This window comes from Pengzhenrongella sicca (genome assembly GCF_017569225.1).
GTDB lineage: Bacteria > Actinomycetota > Actinomycetes > Actinomycetales > Cellulomonadaceae > Pengzhenrongella > Pengzhenrongella sicca.
Window position 1 is genome coordinate 1808424 of record NZ_CP071868.1, and the last position, 20813, is coordinate 1829236.

General features: G+C 74.6%; 19 protein-coding genes. 5 read left to right on the plus strand and 14 right to left on the minus strand.

The features are described 5' to 3' along the window. Positions 1-63 precede the first annotated feature (63 nt). The 11 genes from J4E96_RS08255 to J4E96_RS08305 are packed head-to-tail and all read right to left on the minus strand — an operon-like array spanning position 64 to position 13299. Complete coding sequence (locus tag J4E96_RS08255; RefSeq protein ID WP_227425271.1) at positions 64-1125, minus strand: hypothetical protein; 1062 nt, start codon at positions 1123-1125, stop codon at positions 64-66. 45 nt (positions 1126-1170) lie between these two features. After that, a complete protein-coding gene (locus J4E96_RS08260) occupies positions 1171-2682 on the minus strand; it encodes an AMP-binding protein (protein WP_227425272.1) in 1512 nt (503 codons plus the stop codon). A gap of 51 nt (positions 2683-2733) precedes the next feature. After that, positions 2734-3330 (minus strand): hypothetical protein, encoded by a 597-nt coding sequence (locus J4E96_RS08265; RefSeq protein ID WP_227425273.1) that lies wholly within the window; start codon positions 3328-3330, stop codon positions 2734-2736. Further along, positions 3327-5219 carry a vWA domain-containing protein gene (locus J4E96_RS08270; protein ID WP_227425274.1) on the minus strand — a complete coding sequence of 631 codons (1893 nt, stop codon included), beginning with the start codon at positions 5217-5219 and terminating at the stop codon, positions 3327-3329. Before J4E96_RS08270 ends, J4E96_RS08265 begins: the two co-directional genes overlap by 4 nt. After that, the gene (locus tag J4E96_RS08275; RefSeq protein ID WP_227425275.1) at positions 5216-6328 is read right to left on the minus strand and encodes a hypothetical protein; all 1113 of its coding nucleotides are present in this window, start codon (positions 6326-6328) and stop codon (positions 5216-5218) included. The genes J4E96_RS08270 and J4E96_RS08275 overlap by 4 nt, the downstream gene beginning before the upstream one ends. Beyond that, a complete protein-coding gene (locus tag J4E96_RS08280; RefSeq protein ID WP_227425276.1) occupies positions 6304-7947 on the minus strand; it encodes a MoxR family ATPase in 1644 nt (547 codons plus the stop codon). The genes J4E96_RS08275 and J4E96_RS08280 overlap by 25 nt, the downstream gene beginning before the upstream one ends. After that, positions 7944-9023, minus strand: coding sequence for an AAA family ATPase (locus tag J4E96_RS08285; RefSeq protein WP_227425277.1), 1080 nt, complete (start codon positions 9021-9023; stop codon positions 7944-7946). Before J4E96_RS08285 ends, J4E96_RS08280 begins: the two co-directional genes overlap by 4 nt. Continuing rightward, positions 9020-9670, minus strand: a complete 651-nt coding sequence (gene pnuC, locus J4E96_RS08290) for a nicotinamide riboside transporter PnuC (protein ID WP_227425278.1) — start codon at positions 9668-9670, stop codon at positions 9020-9022. The genes J4E96_RS08285 and pnuC overlap by 4 nt, the downstream gene beginning before the upstream one ends. A gap of 5 nt (positions 9671-9675) precedes the next feature. After that, on the minus strand, positions 9676-10422 hold the full coding sequence (locus tag J4E96_RS08295; protein ID WP_227425279.1) for a GntR family transcriptional regulator: 747 nt from the start codon (positions 10420-10422) through the stop codon (positions 9676-9678). Further along, positions 10419-11771: an aspartate aminotransferase family protein gene (locus J4E96_RS08300; protein WP_227425280.1), complete on the minus strand. Its 1353-nt coding sequence runs from the start codon at positions 11769-11771 to the stop codon at positions 10419-10421. The genes J4E96_RS08295 and J4E96_RS08300 overlap by 4 nt, the downstream gene beginning before the upstream one ends. Before the next feature lie 46 nt (positions 11772-11817). Beyond that, positions 11818-13299, minus strand: coding sequence for an amino acid permease (locus tag J4E96_RS08305; RefSeq protein ID WP_227425281.1), 1482 nt, complete (start codon positions 13297-13299; stop codon positions 11818-11820). 256 nt (positions 13300-13555) lie between these two features. Between J4E96_RS08305 and J4E96_RS08310 the strand changes: the two genes are divergently transcribed. From J4E96_RS08310 to J4E96_RS08320, 3 genes are all read left to right on the plus strand, one after another. Then, positions 13556-14674, plus strand: coding sequence for a phosphotransferase enzyme family protein (locus J4E96_RS08310; RefSeq protein WP_227425282.1), 1119 nt, complete (start codon positions 13556-13558; stop codon positions 14672-14674). Positions 14675-14754: 80 nt separating this feature from the next. After that, positions 14755-15912, plus strand: a complete 1158-nt coding sequence (locus J4E96_RS08315) for an AI-2E family transporter (RefSeq protein WP_227425283.1) — start codon at positions 14755-14757, stop codon at positions 15910-15912. Between the two features lie 4 nt (positions 15913-15916). Then, positions 15917-16762, plus strand: a complete 846-nt coding sequence (locus tag J4E96_RS08320; protein WP_227425284.1) for a formate/nitrite transporter family protein — start codon at positions 15917-15919, stop codon at positions 16760-16762. A gap of 20 nt (positions 16763-16782) precedes the next feature. Here the strand turns inward: J4E96_RS08320 and J4E96_RS08325 are convergent, their stop codons facing one another. Together J4E96_RS08325 and J4E96_RS08330 are read right to left on the minus strand one after the other, a co-directional pair. Next, a complete protein-coding gene (locus J4E96_RS08325) occupies positions 16783-17040 on the minus strand; it encodes a WhiB family transcriptional regulator (protein WP_227425285.1) in 258 nt (85 codons plus the stop codon). A 136-nt stretch (positions 17041-17176) separates the two neighbouring features. After that, positions 17177-18028 (minus strand): CPBP family intramembrane glutamic endopeptidase, encoded by an 852-nt coding sequence (locus J4E96_RS08330; RefSeq protein WP_406620434.1) that lies wholly within the window; start codon positions 18026-18028, stop codon positions 17177-17179. A gap of 61 nt (positions 18029-18089) precedes the next feature. Here J4E96_RS08330 and J4E96_RS08335 point away from each other — a divergent pair, with 61 nt between their 5' ends. Further along, the gene (locus tag J4E96_RS08335) at positions 18090-19061 is read left to right on the plus strand and encodes a DUF389 domain-containing protein (protein ID WP_227425286.1); all 972 of its coding nucleotides are present in this window, start codon (positions 18090-18092) and stop codon (positions 19059-19061) included. 217 nt (positions 19062-19278) lie between these two features. On the opposite strand, the gene J4E96_RS08340 is transcribed toward J4E96_RS08335, so the two are convergent. After that, on the minus strand, positions 19279-20058 hold the full coding sequence (locus J4E96_RS08340; protein WP_227425287.1) for a DUF1206 domain-containing protein: 780 nt from the start codon (positions 20056-20058) through the stop codon (positions 19279-19281). Between the two features lie 172 nt (positions 20059-20230). On the opposite strand from J4E96_RS08340, the gene J4E96_RS08345 reads away from it, so the two are divergent. Then, positions 20231-20800, plus strand: coding sequence for a hypothetical protein (locus J4E96_RS08345; protein WP_227425288.1), 570 nt, complete (start codon positions 20231-20233; stop codon positions 20798-20800). Positions 20801-20813: the final 13 nt, after the last annotated feature.

A 20813-nucleotide genomic window follows, 5' to 3' on the forward strand; every position in this document is an offset into this window, starting at 1 on the left:
CGGGGTGGGCGTGGCCGGAACCCTGCCGGGTGCCCACCCACCTCCGCTCCGTTAGGGGGGCCGCTAGGGGTGGCGGGCCGCCGCGCGGGTGGCCTTGGCGACCGCGTCCTTGGCCGCGCGGACGGCCGCGGTCGCGGTCGTGGCGCCATGCCGCGCCGACGTCAGGGCGGCGGCGGCGGCCTGCCGCTCGCGCTCGGCGTCGGCGAGCCTGGTCCGGACCCGCTCGAGCGAGGCCGTCAGCGTGCGCAGCTCGCGCTCGAGCGCCGTGATCTCGGGCCGCGCCGTCGCGATGACGTCGTCCCACCGCGCGACGCCGTCCTCGGCCTGCGCGCGCGCCTGCTCCGCCGTGCGCTGCCGTTCGCGCGCGCTCTCAAGCTCGGACCGGGCGCGCTCGAGGGCGGCCCGCGCCGCGGCGGCGGCCGCGACCTGCGCCGCGGCGCGCTCCTGTGCTCTGACCCGGGCCCGCCGGTCCGCCGGCGACTCGGCCGGCGCCGCCGCGGGCCTCGCGGCGGGCGGCTCGGTCACCGTGAGCCGGCTCCGCCGCGTGGGCGCCGGGCGGCCGGACGGCTTCGCCGCCGCGGCGCCGGCGGGGGCCGCGCTGGCCGGCACGGCGTCCCGGACGACCGCGAGGTGCGGGCCGGGGGCGGCCGCGGCGCCAAAGCCGACGTGCTCGCGTGGCCCGGTCAGCCGGCCCGAGAGCACCTCCGCGGCGATCTCCGGGTCGGCGAGCGCCGCGGTGAGCGTCCGGTCCAGCTCCTGCAGCGCCGAGTCCGCGACGCGGACGCCGGCCGACGACGCGAGCCCGCGCGCGCGGGCGACCAACGACGCGACGAGCCGCCGGCGCTGCCGGTCCAGCTCCCGCAGCTGCTCGCCGTCGAGCGACGCCTGCGCCGCGCGCAGCCCCGCGCCCAGCTCGGGTAGCTGGGCGGCGAGCGCGGCGTCGTCGCGCACGAGGAGGTTCGCGAGCCAGGCCGAGACGGTCGGCTTGCGCAGCGCGGCGAGCTCGGCCGCGAGCGGCCGGTCGCCGTCGGCGCGCGCCTGCCTCGCGGCGCCGTCCCGGGCCGCGACGAACTCCTGCGGGCGCAGCCCGTACAGCTCGGCGGCGATCGAGCCGGAGTCCGTCATCACGCCAGGATCGCAGCCGCGCCGCGATCGCGACGGGCGACGGGCTCAGGCGCCGCCGGGGAGGTCGCTCGTGTACCGGCGCGGCTTGCCGGCGCCGAGCCCGGCCGACGTCGCCACGGGGGTGACCGTGACCGGCTGGTCGAGCAGCCGCTCGAGGCTGAGTCGCGCCGCCGCCGGATCGCCGCCGAGCGCCGCGAGGGTCAGGTCGCCGCCCGCGAGCTGGTGTAGCCGCCATCCGAGCAGCCCATGGGCCTGCAACAGCTGGGTCGCGTTGATGCAGTCCGACCACGCGCCGTCGCCGCGCCGCAGGCGCACCGGCTCGCGCCCCTCGAGTCCCGCCAGCGCCGGGCCCGCGGGGGTGTGCACGAGCGCCGCGACGTCGCCCGTGCGGTAGCGCAGCAGGGGCAGGTACGGGTTGTCGTCGACCGTCACGACGATCTCGCCGCGCACCCCGTCGGCGACCGGCGTGCCGGCCGGGTCGAGGATCTCGACGTGGATCCGCCGCGGCACGAGCACGTGCGGACCGCCGTCCGTCGAAACCGCGAGCGGACCGGTCTCGCGCAGCCCGTACAGGTCCAGCACGGGCACGCCCCAGCGGTCCCGTACCCGCGCGCGCGCCGCCGGCGTGAGCGCGGCCGCGCCGCTCACCACCGCGAGCGGGTGCAGGTCGGCGTCGAGGTCGGCGAGCTCGAGCAGCGGCCACGGCGACGTCGTGATCACCTGCGGGTCGGTCGCCGCGAGGAACGCCTCGCGGTCGCCGGGGCGCCGCCACCCGCCCGGGTCGAGGTTGACGCGCGCCATCGGCGCGTGGCCGAACGCCGACATCGTCGAGGCGTAGGTGAAGGCGGCGTCCTGCGCGACGACGCTCGCGAGCGCGAGCCGGCCGGGCTCGGGCCGCCACTCGACGCCCACGCCGCGCAGCAGGTGCCGCAGCAGCATGAGGTCGCCCGCGACCGAGCGCGGGTGCAGCGCGATCACCAGCGCGCTGCCCGTGCTGCCCGAGCTCGACCCCTCGATGAGCCGGTCGAGCTCGACGTCGACCGGGACGAGGTCGGCGAGCCCGCCCGCCGCGCCGCCCGCGAGCTCGGCTCGGCCGATGGGCGCGACGTCCGCCAGGGGGCCGAGCGCCGCCGGATCGAGCCCGTGCAACCGCGCGATCCGCCGGTAGCGGGGCACGCTCGCGTGCACCCGGCGCACGAGCGCGCCGACCCACTCGGGCTGGTCGGGCTGCGCGGGCGGCGCGGCCGGCTCAAACCCGGCCCGCGCGCGGGGGCCCCGGTCGCCGCGGCTCGCGTAGTCGGCGGCGAGGTCGGCCAGCGCGGCGAGATCGCCCGCGTCGAGGCGGTCGCCGCACTCGTGCACCCACTCCGGCGCGTGGGGGTGCTCGCGGACGGCGCGCAGCGCGCGCTCCCCGGCGACGGTCTGCGTCGGCCACCGCTGCGCGTCCGTGAGCGCGACCGCGCTGCGCGGCACGTACTCGCCGAGCACGTCGGGGAGGTCGCGTTCCGGCTCCGCGCGCTCCGCCGTCACACGTTCCGGCGTCGGCTGGTCGGTCATCAGGCCCTTCGGTGGTGGTGGGGGGTCGAACGGAGGGGTCGAACGGAGGGGTCAGACGTACGTGTACTGCGCGACGGCCTCCTTGGCGCGCTGCTCCGCGAGCCGGCGCGCGAGCTCCTGCGTGCGGCGGGCCTCCTGGGCGATCTCGCGCTCGGCGTCGCGCCGCGCCGCGGTGCTGATCGCGGACCAGCGGTCCTGCGCGATCGCGGCGCTCTCGCCCGCGGGCAGCAGCCCGGCGGCCCGCAGGAACGCGCGCGCCGCCTCCTCGCGACCTGCGGGGTCCTCGATCCAGCGGCGCGGCGGCACGCTCGGGGCGAGCTCGGTCACAAGGGCGCGGACGGCGGCGAGCACCCGCTCGGCCGCCCCGGCGCCCTGTCCGGCCGGCCCCGCGGACCACGCCGCGCGCAGCCCCGGCGCCAGTGCGAGCCAGCACGTCAGCGCCGCGGCCGCCCGGGCGTCGTCGGTGGCGTCGACGTCGGTGCGCACGAGCGCGCGGGTCGGCCGGTCGAGCACGACGCCGCACGTGTCCACCAGCGTGTCCGCGACGAGCGCGACCGCGTTCACGCCCGGATCGAGCAGGTCGGGCGAGCCGCCCGCGAGGCGCTGCATCAGCGCGGCGACGGACGGCCCCGTCGGCGCGGCGGTCATCGCCGCACCCCGGGCGGCTGAATACCGGGCGAGCGCATCCCGGGCGAGCGCACCCCGGCGGAGCGCGCCCCGGCGGAGCGCGCCCAGGTGCGGCGCACGAACTCGCGGGCAAAGGGCATGAGGTCCTCCCACTCGACAACTGCGTACACGTCGTACCCGGGCGCGATCGACGCGATGTGCTCGACCACCTGCGCGCTCGCCAGCAGGATCAGGCTCCCGCCGCCCGCCGCGGAGCGCACGGCCCGGCCCGCGACGTCGTCGGCGCCGGGTTCCTGGCCCGCCCCGAACATCGACGACACGCCGTCGTCCGAGATCACGGCGATGTGGCAGGGCCGACGGCGCGGGTCGGGCAGGTCCGGGTGCGTCGCCGCGAGCAGCGGCAGCGGAAAGCTCGTGCCCCCGCCGAAGTGGGCGACGATCGCGGTGAGCACGGCGTCGGGGTCGCGCGTGAACCCGCCGGTGCCGGCGATCTGGTTCGGGCCGCTCCACGTCGTGGCCTGGACCCTGGCGCCGGCGCGCAGCGCGGACAGCGCGAGCACCGCGCCGGCGAGCGCGATCGGCGAGACCCGGCCGCGGGGGTCCGGCATCGACCCCGACGAGTCGAGGTACAGGTCGAGGTCGACGGGCTCGGGTGCGGGGTCGCTGCCGGGGGAGTCGTCGTGCCCGCGCTGGACGGTCGTGACGCCCGGCACCACGACGGGCGAGCGCAGCAGGGTCGCGGTCCAGTCGATGTCGCCGAGGTCGTCGGACACCTCCCACAGCTCGTGCGCCGCGAGCAGCGGCTCGAGGACGGCGGGCGAGGTCCGGGTCGGGAACGGCACGAGGTAGCGCGCGGCCTGCTCGCGGTACCAGCGGCGCGCGGACTCCTCGAGCGAGTCGCTGACCCCGAGCTGCGTGAGCACCTGGTGGTAGGCGGCGGGCGAGAGGGCCTGCCCACTGCCCGGGCCGACGCCGGGCGGCGCGGCATTCGGGTCGGCGGCCGGCTCGGCGTCGCCCGGGTCGGGCACCGGGCCGACGACGCGCGGGTCGAGCGCGGGGTGCAGCACCGGGGTGGCGAGGGTCGGGTCGCCGGACAGCCCGACGACCTGGCCGCCGGCCTCGCCGTGCTGCGCGCAGACCGCGGCGCGGCCCGTCCCGATGCGGCTCGAGGCGGCGTCCGTGCGGTCGGCGAGGGCGGCGGCGGACTCGTCCGGCGCGCCGGGATCGGGCAGGGGGCCGGCGAGCCGGCGCACGAGCGCCGCGAACCCGCCGATCCCGCCGACCGGGTCGTCCGCGTACGCCCGCACGAGCCGCGCGCACAGGCCCGCCTCGGCCTCGGGGATCGGGGCCGCGGGCTGGGTGAGCGTCGAGCTCGGGAGCGACCACAGCAGCTCGTAGGTCCGCGCGACGAGCTGCATCACGACGTCGTCCGGCTGCGGCGGCCCGATCGCGCGCCACAGCGCGTCCATCGCGATCCCGGAACGGCGCTGCAGCCGGTCGTTGATGAGCAGGTCGGACCAGAGGTTGGAGATCAGCGGCGCCGCGTCGACGAGGTCCACCAGGCCCGTGCGGGCCCGCGCGAGCAGGAGCGCCGACGTCGACAGGTCGCCGGGGGAGAGCACGTGGTGGCCGATCTCGTGCGCGAGCACCGCGACCGCGTGGTCGGCGAGGCCGCGGTCGGCGATGTCGGCGAGGTCGATGTGCACCTCGACGTCGGTGCATGAGAACCACGCGAACGAGCCGACATCGGCCGGCGTCTGGCCGCGCCCGTGCAGCACGGGCGCGTGCAGGCGGGTGAAGCGGCCCCAGGCGGCGAGGGCCTGCGGCCACTGCGCGGCCCAGTCCAGGCGGAGCGCGTCGATCTCGGCGCCGCTCGCGCCGCGACGCCGGGCGGGCCCGCGCGCGCTCACCGGTCCGCCACGACGACGTCGACCGCGTAGGAGCTCGCGCGGCTGAGCAGCGCGACGGCGCCGCAGGTCGCGCTCCCGGTGAGGTCGTCGTCCCAGGGCAGCCGGCCGGGGGAGCCCGCGAGCACGAACGCGCCGTCGGCGCAGTCGAGCCCCGGGCGCGCGCCGGCCGGGGCGTCGTCGGGGCGAGTCGTGCGCCGGATCGCGAAGCCGTGGGCGTCGGCCGCGACGAGCCAGTGCTCGGCGGCGCCGCCGGCGACGGGCGCGTCGGTCTCGACGTCCCAGCGCCAGCCGTCGCCGCGGGAGCCCACGACCCGGGGCTGGCGGACCCACGGCCCGCCCGTGCCGCGGAACCCGCCGAGCCGGGCCATGACGCGCGCCTGGCCCGGGTGCGCCGCCGCGGTGGGCCACCACCACGGCTCCGCCTCGATCCGCTCGAGTGCGGCGGGCAGGTCGGCGTCGGCCGCGAGGTCCAGGGCGATCAGGGCCGCGCGCGCGGGCACCCGCCGCGCCGCCGCGAGCGCGGCCGTTCGCGTGCGCACGACGCCGGCACGCCAGGCCGCGATCACGCCGAGGTCGCGCAGGGTCGCCATCGGGTCGCCCGGCGCGGACGGCCAGGCGGTCGGATCGCTGGCGGCCGCGACGAGCCGGCGCGCCCAGACGTCCGGGTGACCCTCGCGCGCCGCGTGGTGCGCGCCGTGCACGAGCACCTCGAGCGTGCCGCGCGGGTCGTGCGCGAGCCAGGCGGGCAGCAGCGGGGCCGTCTCGAGCACGCTGGTGCGCTCGGCCGACGGGCCGGCCCAGCGGCGGGTGCGGACCAGCCCGACGACGGTGTCCACGAGCGCGTCGCCGGCCCGCGCGAGCGCGTCGACCTTGCCCGACCGGTCGCGCGCGAACGCGGGGTCGCCGGCCAGCGTCTCGACGAGGGGCCCGAGGTCGAGCAGCGCGGCGCGCAGGTCCTCCGACCGCGCGCCGGTTGCCCGTGCGCGCGCGAGCACGGCGTTGGTCCGGTCCCGGCGCTCGAGGAGCAGCGCCGCCCACGCCGGGGCGGCGCCCGGGCCGGCCGCAGCCGACGCGCCCGGGCCGGTCAGGACGCGCTCCAGCGCAGCCACGTCAGGTAGTTCGTGTACCGCTGGTGGGCGTACTTGAGCACGAGCGCGTCGTCGTACAGGTGCCCGTACAGCTTGCGGCCGGTCTGCCACGAGCCGAGGAGCTGCTCGATGCGCGCGGTCCGGCCCAGCACCTCGGCCTCGGTCAGCCCGTCGAGGCCGGCGGACACCTCCGCGAGGATCACCCCGACGGGGTCGTCCTGGTCGAGGCCGATGGCGTCGTACTGCGCGCACGCGGTGTCGAACAGGTCGCGCAGCCACGAGACGCGGTCGGCCCGCAGGGCGTCGCGCGCGGGGTCGGCGAACGGCGCCGACTGCAGGTCGGGCGCGACCTTGTCGTGCAGCACGAACGGCAGCACGGCGCGCAGGTCGGCGAGGTCCACCTCGGCGCGGCCCCGGAAGTACGCCATCGCCTTGGAGTACGCGACGAGCGACTGGAGCGCGCGCACCGACAGCCCTGTCAGGGTCTGCTCGCCGATGTCGCCGAGCCGGTCCCGGCCGGTGTCGGCGGCCGCGAACTGGCGCGGGTCGATCCCGGCGAGCCGGGCGGTGTCCTTGGTCCGGTACTCGAACTGCCACCCGGCGCGTTCGAGCAGCTCGAGCTGGCCGGCGAAGAACTCGAGCCGGCGGCGCACCGGCTCGGGGATCCGCACGGCCAGCACCTCGCGGTGCAGCTGGTCGTGCTCGGCCGCCGTGTACACGACCTGGGGCGGCACGGCGTTCTCGGGCCGCACGCCCTGCTCGGCCCGGTCGATGAGCTGGCCGAGGAAGCGGTTGTTGAACGGCAGCGCGGGCACGACGACGTCGATCCGGTCCTTGAGCGCGTCCACCACCTGGTAGGTGCCGCCGCCGGCGTCGTCGTTCGCGGTGAGGTACCACGCGGCGTCGCCGGTCTCGTAGACCTGGTCGTAGACCTCGACGTACCCGTCGGCCAGCAGGGTGAGCAGCGCGGCCTGGGTGCGGGTCGGGATCCGGTTGTACTCGTCGACGATCTTGACCCGCAGGCCGAGCCACGACCGCCACGCGACGTCGACGTCGGCCAGCGACGCCGCCTGGACGAGGTCGCGGGGCAGCGGCGTGCCGAACAGGTCGGCGACAGACAGCTGCGGGTGGCCGTGCTGCATGCCGCGGCGCACCTCGCGCGCCGGGTAGCCCGCGAGCACGCCCATGAGCAGCGCGCTCACGGTCTTGCCGCGGCCGGGCCCGCCGACGAGCAGGCAGCGCCCCCGCACCGCGAACGTCAGCAGCGGCAGGAGCACGAACGACGAGTAGGACTGGTCGGTCGGCAGCGTGAGCAGCGCGCGGGAGTCGCCGAGCCGGAACGACGACGCCGACGCGTCGGTGAACTCGACGTCGTAGTGCGGGCTGATGATCGCGTGGTTGACGATCCAGAAGTACGCCTGCCGCAGCTTCTCGTCGAGCGGCAAGCCCGCGGCCTCCGGGTCGATCCCGGCGTCGGCGGGAAGCGCGGGCGAGCGGTACAGGTCCGCGACGTCGAGGTCGAACTCCGGCGCGCGCCCGGCACCGGGTCGCGTCGGCGCGGAAGACACGTGGCCCAGGGGCGGCGCGGGCGCCGGACCGGTCGGCTGAGCTGCGGACGGGCCGGGCGGGGGGACGCTCATCGGGACAGCATGCCCCCGTTCGCGGCGGGAGCAGCCGGTCCGTCCGCGCGGCGCGCCGCGCGGGGCCCGGCGAGCCCGTGCCCGCGCGCGAGCAGCGCCGTCACCTGGGTCGCCGCCTCGGCCAGCCGCTCGGCCCGGCTGCCGCGCACCTCGACCCACGGGGCCGGCTGCTGCGCGAGCACCTCGCGGAACCGCTCGGCCATCGCGTGCCGGATGTGCTCGCCGTCGCGCTGGCCGTCCGGGACGAACGGGATCTCGTCGCCCGTGAGCAGGTACAGGTCCGGGACGCGGCTCGCCGCGAGGCCGTGGACCGAGGCGGACGCGGCGCCGAGGTACCGCTCGTGGAACAGCGCCGTCGTGACCGCGTCGGTGTCGCACACCAGCAGCGGCACCGGGACCCGCTCGGCCGCGGCGTCCTCGGCCCGCGCCTGCTCGCGGGCGATGAGGTCGAACTCGCCCGAGTGCCACGGCGCCGTCGGCCCGCCGGGGCGCACGTCCGTCCACTCCCGGCCGAACTCGGGCACCCACGTCGTCCCGAACCGGTCCGCGAGGGCGGCCGCGAGCGTCGTCGTGCCGGTCGACTCCGCGCCGACGACGACGACGCGCAGCGTGAACCAGGCCCGCACCGCGCGCGGCAGCGCCCACCAGTACCCCGCCGGGTCGGCGCGGACCTGCGTGCCCGAGACCGCGGCGAGCGTGCGCCCGGGATCGACCTGGACCCAGGCGGCGCCGAGCCGGCGCGCGAGCTCCGCGCCGTACGCGTCGGACGTGAAGACCGCGTCGACCGGGGCGTCCAGCAAGGCCCGGATCACCGTCAGGTGCTCGCGCCACGCGGGCTCGCTGTCGTAGTCGACCGGGGCGTCGTCGAGCCCCGTCACGACGTGGGCCTGCGGCAGCTCGGACCGGATCCAGCCGGCGCGGACCTCGCCGGGCACGAGCTCCGCCGACGTCGTGAGCACCTCGACCGTGACCCGGTCGCTGCGCGCGAGCGCGGCCCGCACGAGGTTCAGGTGGCCCGCATGCAGCGGGTAGAACTTGCCGATGATCAGGGCGTGCCGGAACTCGCGGCGCGTCATGCTCGCGCGGGCACCGCGTCCGCGGCGGTTGGGTCGGCCGGGTCGGTCGGGTTTGCCTGGTCGGCCGACTCGGCAGGGTCGGCCGTGGCCGTCGCGCCCAGGTCGCGGCGCCACGTGCGGGCGCCCTGCACGCACAGCCCGATGAAGCCTGCGTACAGCGCCGCGGTGAGCCACAGGCCCTGGCTCGCGTAGAGGCCGACGAAGATGACGTCCGCGACGATCCACACGGCCCAGTTGCCGAGCCACTTGCGGCCCATCATGAGCTGGGCGGCGAGGCTGAGCGCGGTGGTGAGGGCGTCCGCCGTCGGCGCGGGGGAGTCCGTCCACGTCGCGAGCACGACCCGCAGCGCGACGGTCGCCGCCACGACGCCGACCGCCGCCGCGACCCAGCCGGCCGCCGGGGTCCGGCGGACGGGCAGCGGGGTGTGGCCGGAACCGCCCCGCACCCACCAGTACCAGCTCAGCCCGGCGAGGCCGAGGTAGACGACCTGCAGCCCCGCGCCCGCGTACAGCCCGGAGCCGAGGAACAGCACCGCGAACGCGACGTTGTTCACGATGCCGATCGGGTACGTCCAGATGTTCTGGCGCACGGCCAGCCACACGCACACGGCGCCCGTGACAAAACCGACGATCTCGCTGACGCCCATCTGCGTCATCCTGCCGTACCGCCGTCGCGGGGCGGATGCCGCACGAACCCGTAGTTGCGCAGGTGGAACCGCACCCGGGTGCCAATGAAGTACTCGCGGCCGATCTCGATCGGGCGCCCGGCGGCGTCGGCGGTGGTGCGGTGCACGTAGATGAGCGGCGTCCCGGCCGCGACCTCGAGGAACCCCGCGCGCTCGTCGTCGGCGAGCACGAGCTCGAGCGTCTCGTCGCTGACCGCCGGGGTGACGCCGTAGTGCGCGCCCAGCAGCGCGTACAGGCTCGACAGGTCCTGCAGCAGCAGGCCGGGGAACGTCGCCGTCGGCAGCCGGGACGCCTCGAGCGAGAGCGGGTGGCCGTCGGCGAGCCGCAGCCGGAGCAGGCGGTAGACGTAGTCGTGCGGCGTGAGGTCGAGGAGTCGCTGGTCCTGCCCCGACGCGAGCGCGACCTCGGCCCGCAGGACCCGCGTCTCGAGCCGGATGCCCTGCTGGCGGGCGATGACCGGCAGGCCCTCGATCGTCGAGAGGTTGCGCTCGAGCCGGCCGTCGGACGCGACGATGCCGCCGCCGCGGCCGATCCGGCGCCGCACCACCCCCTCGGCCTCGAGCAGGTCGAGCGCCTGCCGCAGCCGGGAGCGCGGCACCCCGAGGGAGGTCGCGATCGACCGCTCGTCGCCGATCCGGTCGCCCGGGCGCACCTCGTCGTGGCGGATCAGCGCGCGGACCCGTTCGCACAGCTCGTCGACGGGTGCGCTCATGTCGGCAGCGTCGCGAGGACCTCCTCGTAGGCGGTCAGGAAGACGTCGAGGTCGGCGGGCGAGAAGGCGAGCGGGGGGCGCAGCTTGAGCACGTTCCCTCCCGCCCCGCACACGGAGGTCAGCACGTGCCGTTCGCGCAGCCGCTCGACGATCTCGAGCGCGGTGGCCTGGTCGGGCCGCCGGCTCACGGGGTCGGTGACGATGTCCACGCCGACGTACAGGCCCGCGCCGCGGATGTCGCCCACGAGCGGGTGGCCCGCGCTCGCCGCTCGCAGGCCGGCCGACAGCTGCGCGCCGAGCCGCGCGCTGTGCGCCTGTAGCTCCTCGTCCCGGATCACGTCGAGCACCGCCTGGGCGGCCGCGATCGAGACGGGGTTGCCGCCGAAGGTGTTGAAGTACGGGATCGAGTCCCCGAACGCCGCGAGGACCTCGCTGCGCGCCGCGAGCGCCGAGATCGGGATGCCGTTGCCCATCGGCTTGCCCATCGTGACGAGGTCGGGGACGACCCCGTGCCGCTCGAAGCCCCAGAACGCCTGGCCCGTGCGGGCGAAGCCCGGCTGGACCTCGTCGGCGACGAACACGCCGCCCGCGCGGTGCACGACCTCGATCGCCGGCGCGAGGAAGCCGAGCGGGTCGGGGAACACGCCGTCGGAGGAGAAGATCGAGTCGGCCAAGAACGCCGCGAACCGCGTGCCGTGCCGCTCGAGGTCGGCGATCTGCGCGGCCACCTGGTCGGCGAACCACAGGCCGAGGTCGACGTCGCCCCCGCCGAGCCCGAGCCGGTAGGCGTCGGGGGAGGGCACGGTGCGCACGTCCCGCCCGAGCGGCTGGGCGGTCCCGAGCGCGGGGGACAGCTCCGAGGTCAGCGCCGTGTTGCCGTGGTACGCCTCCGACGTCACGAGCACCCCGGTGCCGCCGGTGTACGCCTGCGCGACCCGGATCGCGAGGTCGTTGGCCTCCGAGCCGGTGCACAGGAACATGACCTGGTCGATCGCGTCCGGCAGCGTCGACAGGAGGTCCTCGGAGTAGTCGACGATCGCCTCGTGCAGGTACCGCGTGTGGGTGTTCAGCGCCGCCGCCTGGCGCTGCACGGCCGCGACGACGCGCGGATGGCAGTGCCCGACGGACGCGACGTTGTTGTACACGTCCAGGTAGCGCTGGCCATCGGCGTCGTACAGGTGCGCGCCCTCGCCGCGCACGAGGTGCACCGGCTCGCGGTAGAAGAGCCGGTAGGAGGGCCCGAGCACGCGCTCGCGGCGGGCCGCGAGCCGGCGGATCGACTCCGGCAGCTCGTCGGTCGCCCCCCGGCGGAAGCTGTTGGTGTCCATGATCGTCGAGCGCGTTGCCACGGGTGCTCCTCCTCGATGGGTCGTGCGAACAGTCTGCCGCGCCGGCTCAGGCGCGGTCCGTCCCGCCGAGCGCGTACTCCTCCTCGGGGGACAGCACCAGGTGGTTGCGGCCCCACAGCGCGAACGTCGTGAGCCCGATCGCGAACACGACCGCGATCGCCACGATCGCCAGCCGGTAGTCCGGGTTCAGCATGACCCCGACGAGGATCGTCAGGGCGAGCAGCCCGGCCACGACGGCGCCGGGCACGCCGGTGGGGCTGACGTACGGCCGCGGCTTGTCGGGGAAGTTCCGGCGCAGCAGCAGGAACGCGACCATCTGCAGCACGTACGCGATGACCGCGCCCCAGACCGCGATGTTGAGCACAACGCTGCCCGCCTCGGCGGCGCCGTACTGCACGAGGAACAGCGCCACGACGCCGACGACGGCGCCCGCCAGCAGCGCGACCCACGGCGTCTTGCGGGTGCCCGTGAGCGACAGGACCTTCGGGTAGTAGCCCGCGCGCGAGAGCGAGTAGATGTTGCGGCCGTAGGCGTACATGATCCCCTGCGTCGAGGCGAGCAGGCCGACGAGCGCGAACGCGGACAGCACCGCCGCGAGCTCGCCGCTCGGCAGGATCGCGCGGAAGCCGTCGAGCAGCGGCTCGCCCGAGGTGCTCAGGGCGGCCGCGCCGGTGACGGCCGGGTTGAGCACGACGACGAGCGCGCCGCTGATCACGAGCGTGACCATGCCCCAGATCCCCGCGCGCGGGATGTCCTGCGCGGGGGTGTGCGACTCCTCGGCGGCCAGCGGCAGCTCCTCGATGCCGAGGAACAGCCACATCGCGAACGGCAGCGCGTAGAAGACCCCGGTGATGCCGTGCGGCAGGAAGGTGCTCTGGCCCGCGTCGGGGGTGATGTCGAACAGCTTGCCGAGGTCGAATGCCGACGACGTCACGGCCATGACGGCGAACACGGCGATGACCCCGAGCGAGATGACCGCGACCACCATCGCGAACTTGAAGGTGACCTCGGCGCCGGCGGCGTTGATCGCGAGGAAGACGCCGTAGATGATCAGCCACCAGCTCCAGGCGGGCAGCGACACCCCGAACAGCGTCGACGTGATCGAGTCGGCGTACTGGCCCGAGAAGAACACGACGACGGCGGTCGTCATCACGTACTCGACCGTCTCGGCGAGACCCGTCACGAACCCGCCCCAGGGGCCCATGGCCGCGCGGCCGAACGAGTAGGCGCCGCCCGTGTGCGGCATCGCGGCGGACATCTCGCCGATGCTGAAGAGCATCCCGAAGTACATGATCGCGACGATGACGGTCGCGACGACGAAGCCGCCCCACCCCGCGACGTCGATGCCGAAGTTCCAGCCGGAGAAATCACCCGAGATCACCGCCGCGATGCCGATGCCCCACAGGCCCCAGAATCCGGCCGAGCGGACGAGTCCGCGCTTCTCGAAATAGTCGTCCGCGGCGCGGGAGTACGTCACCCCGGACACGCTGGGCGCGCTCACCGCGCCGTCGAGCTCGAGCTTGCTCACGATTGCCTCCACGTAGTCGACCTGCCGGACCGCCAAGCCCTGGTGTCACGACCCATCGTGGCGGGGTGCCCGCGGCGAATTCCGGCTCCCGTGTAAGCACCGTGTTACAAGGCCGGGGGCACGTGTTAATGGCCGGTAAACATCGGCGCGCGCGAGCGATTCGCGGCGAAAAGGGGCAGCCACGCGGGCCCGGTCGCACCTACAGTCGGGGCTACCGTCAACCCTCCCGCACCGCCTTTTGCTGGAGAGGAACTCGATGAGCATCGACGACGTGAAGGTCGGAGAGCTGACACAGGTCACCGCGCTGTCGAAGGTAACGGAGCCGTCGAAGGTCGCTGCGCCGTCGACGGTCACGGAGCCTTCGGACTTCTTCGAGTCGCTGGCCCGGTCGGACCCGGCCCCGGACTGGCTGTTCGCCGGCGTCGTGCGCGCCTGGCGCCTGGACCCGGAGACCACGACGGTCACGATGATCACCGTCTCGGAGAACGCCACCTTCCTCATCGCCGCGGCGGGCGTCCCCGTCGCCGTGACCCGCGTCGCCCGGCCCGGCTACATGGCCGACGCCGCGGCGTTCGAGTCCGAGGTCGCGTGGGTCGCCACGCTGGCGGCCGCGGGCGTCGCGTCCGTCCCGCGCGGCCTGCCGACCGCGGACGGCGCGTTCGTCGCCGTCGTCCCGGACGAGCGGGGGGTGAGCTGGTGGTGCGTGAGCTACTCCTACGTCGCCGGCACGATCCTCGAGGACGTCGCCGACCCCGTCCCGTACTACCGGGAGATCGGCCGGACGACCGCGCTGCTGCACGACCACGCGGCGGGCTGGACGCCGCCGGCCGGGTTCACCCGGCACTCGTGGGAGCTCGCCGACATGGTCGGCCCGACCTGCCGCTGGGGCCGCTGGCAGGACGTGGGGTACGACCCGGCGGCGCTCGCGGTCGTCGAGGCGGCCGAGGCGGCGGCGCTCGCCAGCCTTGCGGACGCGCCGCGCACGGCGGGCTCGTGGGGGCTCATCCACGCCGACCTGCGGCCCTCGAACATCATGATCGACGCCGACCGGCTCACGGTGATCGACTTCGACGACTGCGGCTTCTCCTGGTTCCTGTACGACTTCGCCTCGGCGCTGACGTTCATGGAGCACATGCCCGAGGCGGGCACGATGGCGACGCGGTGGATCGAGGGCTACACCGAGGTCCGGGCGCTGACCCGCGCGGACGTGCGGCTCGGCTGCGACCTGTCGATGATCCGGCGGCTGCAGATGCTCGGGTGGACGACGACGCACCGCCAGGACGCGCTGCCGCCGGCGCTGTGGGCCGCGCAGAAGTCCGGGACGCTCGAGGTCGCCGCGCGGTACCTGCGCTCGCCCACCTGGCTGATCGACTGACGACCGACGCCTTTTCGCGGGTGGCGTGGCGGCGGAACGGGCCGGGATGCGAGAGCATGTCCTCCGACCCTGGAGGCGGCATGCGAGCACGCGCTCGAACGAAGACTGTTCCGAACGTCGCGGCTCGCGAGCGGCCCACGACGATCCTGTTTGACCTGGCGAACGTGTGGCGGGTCGGCCTGGTGCTGCTCGGCGTCGTCGTCGCCGCGGTGCTCGCGCGGTTCATCCTGCTGGGCGGCAGCTCGCTGCTTTTCACGGTGCTGATGGCGTGGTTCGCGTCGCTCGCGCTGGAGCCCGCCGTGGGGCGCCTCGCGCACCGGATGCGGCGCGGGGCCGCGACCGCGCTGATGATGCTCGCGATCGTCGCGTTCCTGGTCGTCTTCGTCGTCCTGTTCGGCCAGCTCTTCGTCGAGCAGGTCGGCCAGCTCGTCGAGGCGCTGCCCGCGCTGATCAGCGGCACGCTCGACTGGGCCAACGGCGCGATGGGGACGCGGTACGAGCTCAACGAGATCCTCACGAACCTCAACCTCACGCCCGCGAAGGTCGCCGGGTACGCCGGCCAGGTCGCCGGGGGCGTGCTCGCGGTGCTGGGATCGGTCGCCGGCGGCGTCGCCAGCCTGTTCATGTTCCTGCTCTTCACGTTCTACCTCTCGGCGGACGGCCCGCGGCTGCGGCTGTGGATCGCCTCGCTGTTCCCGCCGGCGATCCAGGAGATGTCGGTCGTCATCTGGGACACGACCGCGGAGAAGACGGGGCGCTACGTCGGGGTGCGCGTGCTGCTCGCCGTCATCAACGGCACGACCAGCGGGATCTTCTTCCTGATCATCGATCTGCCCTCGTGGCTCGCGCTCGGGATCTGGACCGGCCTCGTCGCGCAGTTCGTGCCCGCGATCGGCACGTACATCTCGATCACCCTCCCGGTCATCGTCGGGCTGCTGAGCCCGAACCCCTGGCTAGGCGTCATCGTGCTGGCCTGGGCGATCGTGTACCAGCAGATCGAGAACCTCACGATCGAGCCGCGGTTGAGCGCGCGGGCGGTCAACGTCCACCCGGCGGTGAGCTTCGCGTCGGCGATCCTCGGCCTCGCCCTGTTCGGGATAGCCGGCGCGCTGCTGGCGATCCCCGTCGTGGCGATGCTGCTCACGCTGCTCGACATCTACCGCACGCGGTACGAGGTGCTGCCGGGCCTGTCCGCGACCACCTCCGGGGCCGGCGCGCGCGGGGCCGAGGCGACCTAGCGCCATGACCCCGGACTCCCGCGACCTGTTTCCCGGCAAGCAGTTCATCAGCACGATCCTCGAGGTCCTCGCGACCAAGACCGCGATGTCCGGGCAGATGGCGCGCCGGTACCTGCAGCGCGCGGGCATGGCGGGGGTCATCATCGGGATCTTCTACGGGACGTACTACGCCGTGGTCGCGGCGTTCGACGACGTTGCGGTGGGCGGCGGCAGCCTGCACTCGATCGGCCGGATCGTGGGCGCGCTCGTGTTCGGCTGGGCCCTGGTCTTCATCTACTACTCGAAGTCCGAGCTGCTCACTTCGAACATGATGATCATCTCGATCGGCGCGTACCACCGGCGCACGACGTGGGGGAAGGCGCTGCGGCTGCTCGGCCTGTGCCTGCTCGGCAACTTCCTCGGCGGCCTGTTCATCGCGGTGCTCGTGCGGTTCAGCACGCTGGTCGAGGGCGCCCAGCTCGTCGAGATGCAGGCCGCGGTCGACCACAAGCTCGAGTTCATCACCACCGGGGTGACCGGGTGGACCGACCTGCTCGTGCGCGCGATCCTGTGCAACTTCATGATCAACATGGCGATGTTGCTGGTCTACAACGGCCTCATCAAGGACGACCTGACCCGGTGCCTGGTGATGATCCTGTCGGTCTTCATCTTCGCGTTCCTCGGCCTCGAGCACTCGGTCGCGAACACGGTGCTGTTCACGATCGTCGGCCTCAAGGACGGGATCGACGTCGGCCTCGCCGTCGCGAACGTCGCGATCGCGCTCGTCGGCAACTTCATCGGCGGCGGCGTGCTGATCGGCCTGTACTACGCCTACGTCAACGATGACGCGCGGTACGCCGGGCCCGGCTGAGCTAGACGACCCCGGATGAGCTAGAGCTGTTCGCCCGCGTGGCGCTGCCGCGCGGTGCGCCGCTTGAGCGTGCGCCGCTCGTCCTCGGACAGGCCGCCCCAGACGCCGGAGTCCTGGTTGGTCTTGAGTGCCCAGCTCAGGCACGTCTCGGTCACGGGGCACCGCCGGCAGACCGCCTTCGCCTGCTCGATCTGGATCGTCGAGCTGCCGGTGCTCCCGATCGGAAAAAACAGCTCCGGGTCCTCGTCCAGGCACTTCGCCCGATGGCGCCAATCCATGGGAATCTCCTAGGCATGCCCGAGGAGCCCGGTTCCGGGGAGTCTCGGTGGGGGAGCGTGCGCAAAGGTACTACTTGAGTGTACTTTGCCCGATCAGTTTGCAGTAGGCCTCTGGCGGCCCAGTTCGTGCCGGCTGTCAGGCTGGCGCGGTGAGGAACACGTCGAACAGGTGCGGGTGGCGCGCGTGCACGAGCACGGCGAACACGACGGCGTCGAAGAGCAGGTGGACGGTCAGCACATACGTCAGCGACGCCGTCTTGGCGAAGGTCAGGCCTTGCACGAGCGCGAACGGCACCGTCAGGAGCGGACCCCAGCTGCGGTAGCCGAGCTCCCACAGGAATGACACGAAGATGAGCGCCTGGAGCACGTTCGCCGGCCAAAGGGAGAAGTGCCGCCGCAGCAGCGCGAACACGGTGCAGACGAAGAACAGCTCGTCCCACGTCCCCACCGCCGCGACGCCGACGAACAGCCGCGCGATCTCGCCCGAGCTGTCCAGCGGCGGCCAGTTGGCCCAGACGCCGGAGCCCAGGAAATACGGCGGCAGCACGAGGTACCCAGCCAGGACCACACCGCCGAGATAAGCCCAGTGCACCCGCGTCCACGGGCGTCCGGCGCGCCACGGGAAGCGGATCGTCGTCTCGCGCAGCCACCAGCGCGAGAGCGCGAACGGCACGATCACCGCGAGCGAGAGCACGACCGCGAACCGAGCGATGCCCGCGTTCGACAGGTCCGCCGCGAGGGGGATCGAGCTCACGATCGTCATCCCGATCGCGATCAGCAGCAGGTCGGCCGCCAGCGCCCGGTCGACCCGCGCCGCGAGGGCGACGCCGGCCACGAGCGGGACGTACGCGAGCGGCCGGACGTGGATCGCGAAGATCCCGATCGCCGACCCGCACACCAGCGCGGCCGCGAGCAGCTCGAGCGCGGGGTGCCGGCCGTCGCCGGTCCACCGCGCCGCGCGCCGAGCCGGGGGGCCGCCGTCTGCCACGACCCCCACCCTGCCGCACCGATTCGCGGCGGGCCACCGGTCGGCGATGCACAATGCGGGGGTGCTGCACCTGCGGATCTCCGTCCCGGCCGACCTCAGCGACCCCGTCGTGGCCCTGCTCGCCGCCGATCCGGCGGTCAGCAGCCTCGCCGTGATCCCCGGCGCCTCGATCCGCCCGGCCGGCGACCTCGTCCAGGCCGACGTCGCGCGGGAGGCCGCCGACGACGTCATCGAGCGGCTGCGCACGCTCGGGGTGCACCGGTCCGGGTCGATCCAGGTCGAGCCCGTGCACACCTGGGTGTCGCGGGCCGGCTACGACGCGGAGCGGCGCACGCCCGGCAGCGGCGCCGACTCGGTGGTCTGGGCGGAGGTGACGCAGCAGGCGTACTCCGACTCGGAGCTCAACTGGACCTACGTCAGCTTCATGTGCCTGGCGACCCTGATCGCCGCGATCGCGATCGTGCTGGACTCGCAGATCCTGGTGATCGGCGCGATGGTGCTCGGCCCCGAGTTCGGCGCGGTCGCGGCGCTCGGCGTCGCGCTGGTGCAGCGCCGCTTCCGGCTGTTCCGGCTCGCCGCACGGACGCTGACGCTCGGCTTCGTCATCGCGATCGGCCTCACGTGCGTGCTGGTTCTCCTCGCCCGAGCCGTCGGCTGGGTGACGCTCGAGGACGTCACGGGCGATCGGCCCGGCACGTCCTTCATCTACACCCCGGACAAGTGGTCGTTCATCGTCGCGATCATCGCGGCGGCCGCCGGGGTGCTGTCGCTGACCTCGGCGCGCGTCGGCGGCCTGTCCGGGGTGTTCATCTCTGTCACGACCGTCCCGGCCGCCGGCAACGTCGCGCTCGGGCTGGCGTTCGGCGTCGGCCAGGAGGTCTGGGGGAGCTCGCTCCAGCTCGCGATCAACCTCTCGGGGATGGCGTTGGCCGGGTGGGTGACGCTGCTGATCCAGCGGGCCGTCGGCGCAGGGCCCCCGCGAGGGCACCTGCCTTCGGGGCCGCCGCGCGCGTCGGGCCCGTCGCGGACCTAACCCGGCGGTCGGCGGCCCAGGCTGCGGCCGCCGGTGGCCCAGGCTGCGGCCGGCCGGTCGGCCGCTCCCCGAGCGCGCCGAGTGTGGGCGATCCGCTCTCTGTCGCGGTGGTGTGGGCAAAGTGCGGGTCGACGACCCGATCAGGGGACCGTTTGCCCCGCCGCCCGGACGGCTCGCGCTACCGTCCGTCGCTGCGGGCGCGGCGCGACACTCTGAGTCACACCTTCGCGTACCGGGACCGCGCGATCGAGTAGGCACCGAAGGCCGCGAGGCCGAGCGCGACCAGCGTGAGCAGCACCGGGCCGAACGGTGCGTCGAGCACCGCGCGCAGCGCGCCGTCCAGGCACTGGGCCTCCTGCGCGTCGTGGGTCACCGCGGCCTGGATGAACAGGCCGCCGACGACGACGAGCGCCAGCCCCTTGGCGATGTAGCCGAACCGACCGGCGTGGACGACCTGCCGGGGAGGGTGCTGCCGCAGATCCTCGAGGAACGACCGCCGCCAGCCCTTGACGACGTGGTACCCGCCGATCCCGACGACCGCGAGCCCGAGGCCGGCGATGAGCACGACCCCGAACGGCTTGCTCATCACGGTCGCGGTGAGGTCCGCGCTCTGCTCGGAGCTGCTCGACCCGGTGCCCAGGATCACCGCGACGGTGGTCCAGGTGAGCGCGAGGTAGGCGACGCCCTTGCCAGCGGCCTTCGCGCGCGTGGCCGCGTCCCGCTGGAGGACGGCCTCGACGACCTGCCACACCCCGAGGAGCCCGAAGCCCGCGACGGCGAGCCACAGCGGCAGCGCCCCAAGGCCGGTGTCGCCGAGGGCCTGGAGCGCGCCGGTCTGGTCGGCGTCACCGCCCGAGCCGAACCACGCGAGCTGCACCGCGACCCACGCGATGAGGAGGTGGACGACGCCGCTGGCCACGTAGCCCAGCCGGGCGCCCGCCTCGAGGACGGGGTTGTCGCTCGCGGTAGCGGCGGACGAACGGACCGAGGGCGTCATGGGAATCACTGTGACATCGCCGGACCCACCCCGCCCGCCGGGCGCCCGCGGCGGACGGTTGCGCAGCGGTCCCGGCCGGGGCGCTAGGTATCACCAGCGGCCGCGCGGGGCTCATCCCTCGTGACGTCCACCGACGACGACGACGTCGACCGACCACCGCGCGGAGGATCCGATGACCACGATCGGGTACGGGGCCCTGACCCGCCAGCGCCAGCTCGCCGAGCCGGCGACCAGCTCCCGCGGCGGCTCGCCGGGGGTGCGGGGGTACGTGGACTCGGTGGCCGCGCTCGTGCCAGCCGAGGTGCTGGGGCTGCACGCCATCGTCGTCGGGCTCACCACGACGACCATCCGCCAGCCGGACGGCACCGCGGTCACGACGGTGCTCGACGGGACGACCCTGCGGGTCTCGTTCTGGGCGCTCGTCGCGGTCAGCGGCGCGCTGTACGTCGTCGGGCACAAGGGCGGGCCGTGGACTCGCGGCGACCTTGCGCGCGTGCTCATCCCCCCGGCGGCGGTCGTGCTGTGGACGATGCTCCAGGCTGGCAGCGCCTTCGACGCTGTCGCGCCGAACTGGCCCCAGAGCTCGCGCATCACCACCGCGACGTTCGGCGCCATCGTGCTCGGGCTCGTCGCGGGCCAGCTCGCCCGCACTGCGGACGCCGTCGTGCCGGGTTTCGAGTTCCGGCTCGCGGACCCGGGGGGCCGGCGCGTGCCCGAGCTCCTGACGCCACGAGCCACCTGATCCAGCCGGGCTC

Coding starts and splice junctions, on each gene's coding strand:
- J4E96_RS08255 (WP_227425271.1), bottom strand. CDS start 1,125: ATGACGGACTCCGGCTCGATCGCCGCCGAGCTGTACGGGCTGCGCCCG.
- J4E96_RS08260 (WP_227425272.1), bottom strand. CDS start 2,682: ATGACCGACCAGCCGACGCCGGAACGTGTGACGGCGGAGCGCGCGGAG.
- J4E96_RS08265 (WP_227425273.1), bottom strand. CDS start 3,330: ATGACCGCCGCGCCGACGGGGCCGTCCGTCGCCGCGCTGATGCAGCGC.
- J4E96_RS08280 (WP_227425276.1), bottom strand. CDS start 7,947: ATGAGCGTCCCCCCGCCCGGCCCGTCCGCAGCTCAGCCGACCGGTCCG.
- J4E96_RS08285 (WP_227425277.1), bottom strand. CDS start 9,023: ATGACGCGCCGCGAGTTCCGGCACGCCCTGATCATCGGCAAGTTCTAC.
- pnuC (WP_227425278.1), bottom strand. CDS start 9,670: ATGGGCGTCAGCGAGATCGTCGGTTTTGTCACGGGCGCCGTGTGCGTG.
- J4E96_RS08295 (WP_227425279.1), bottom strand. CDS start 10,422: ATGAGCGCACCCGTCGACGAGCTGTGCGAACGGGTCCGCGCGCTGATC.
- J4E96_RS08310 (WP_227425282.1), top strand. CDS start 13,556: ATGAGCATCGACGACGTGAAGGTCGGAGAGCTGACACAGGTCACCGCG.
- J4E96_RS08315 (WP_227425283.1), top strand. CDS start 14,755: ATGCGAGCACGCGCTCGAACGAAGACTGTTCCGAACGTCGCGGCTCGC.
- J4E96_RS08320 (WP_227425284.1), top strand. CDS start 15,917: ATGACCCCGGACTCCCGCGACCTGTTTCCCGGCAAGCAGTTCATCAGC.
- J4E96_RS08325 (WP_227425285.1), bottom strand. CDS start 17,040: ATGGATTGGCGCCATCGGGCGAAGTGCCTGGACGAGGACCCGGAGCTG.
- J4E96_RS08340 (WP_227425287.1), bottom strand. CDS start 20,058: ATGACGCCCTCGGTCCGTTCGTCCGCCGCTACCGCGAGCGACAACCCC.
- J4E96_RS08345 (WP_227425288.1), top strand. CDS start 20,231: ATGACCACGATCGGGTACGGGGCCCTGACCCGCCAGCGCCAGCTCGCC.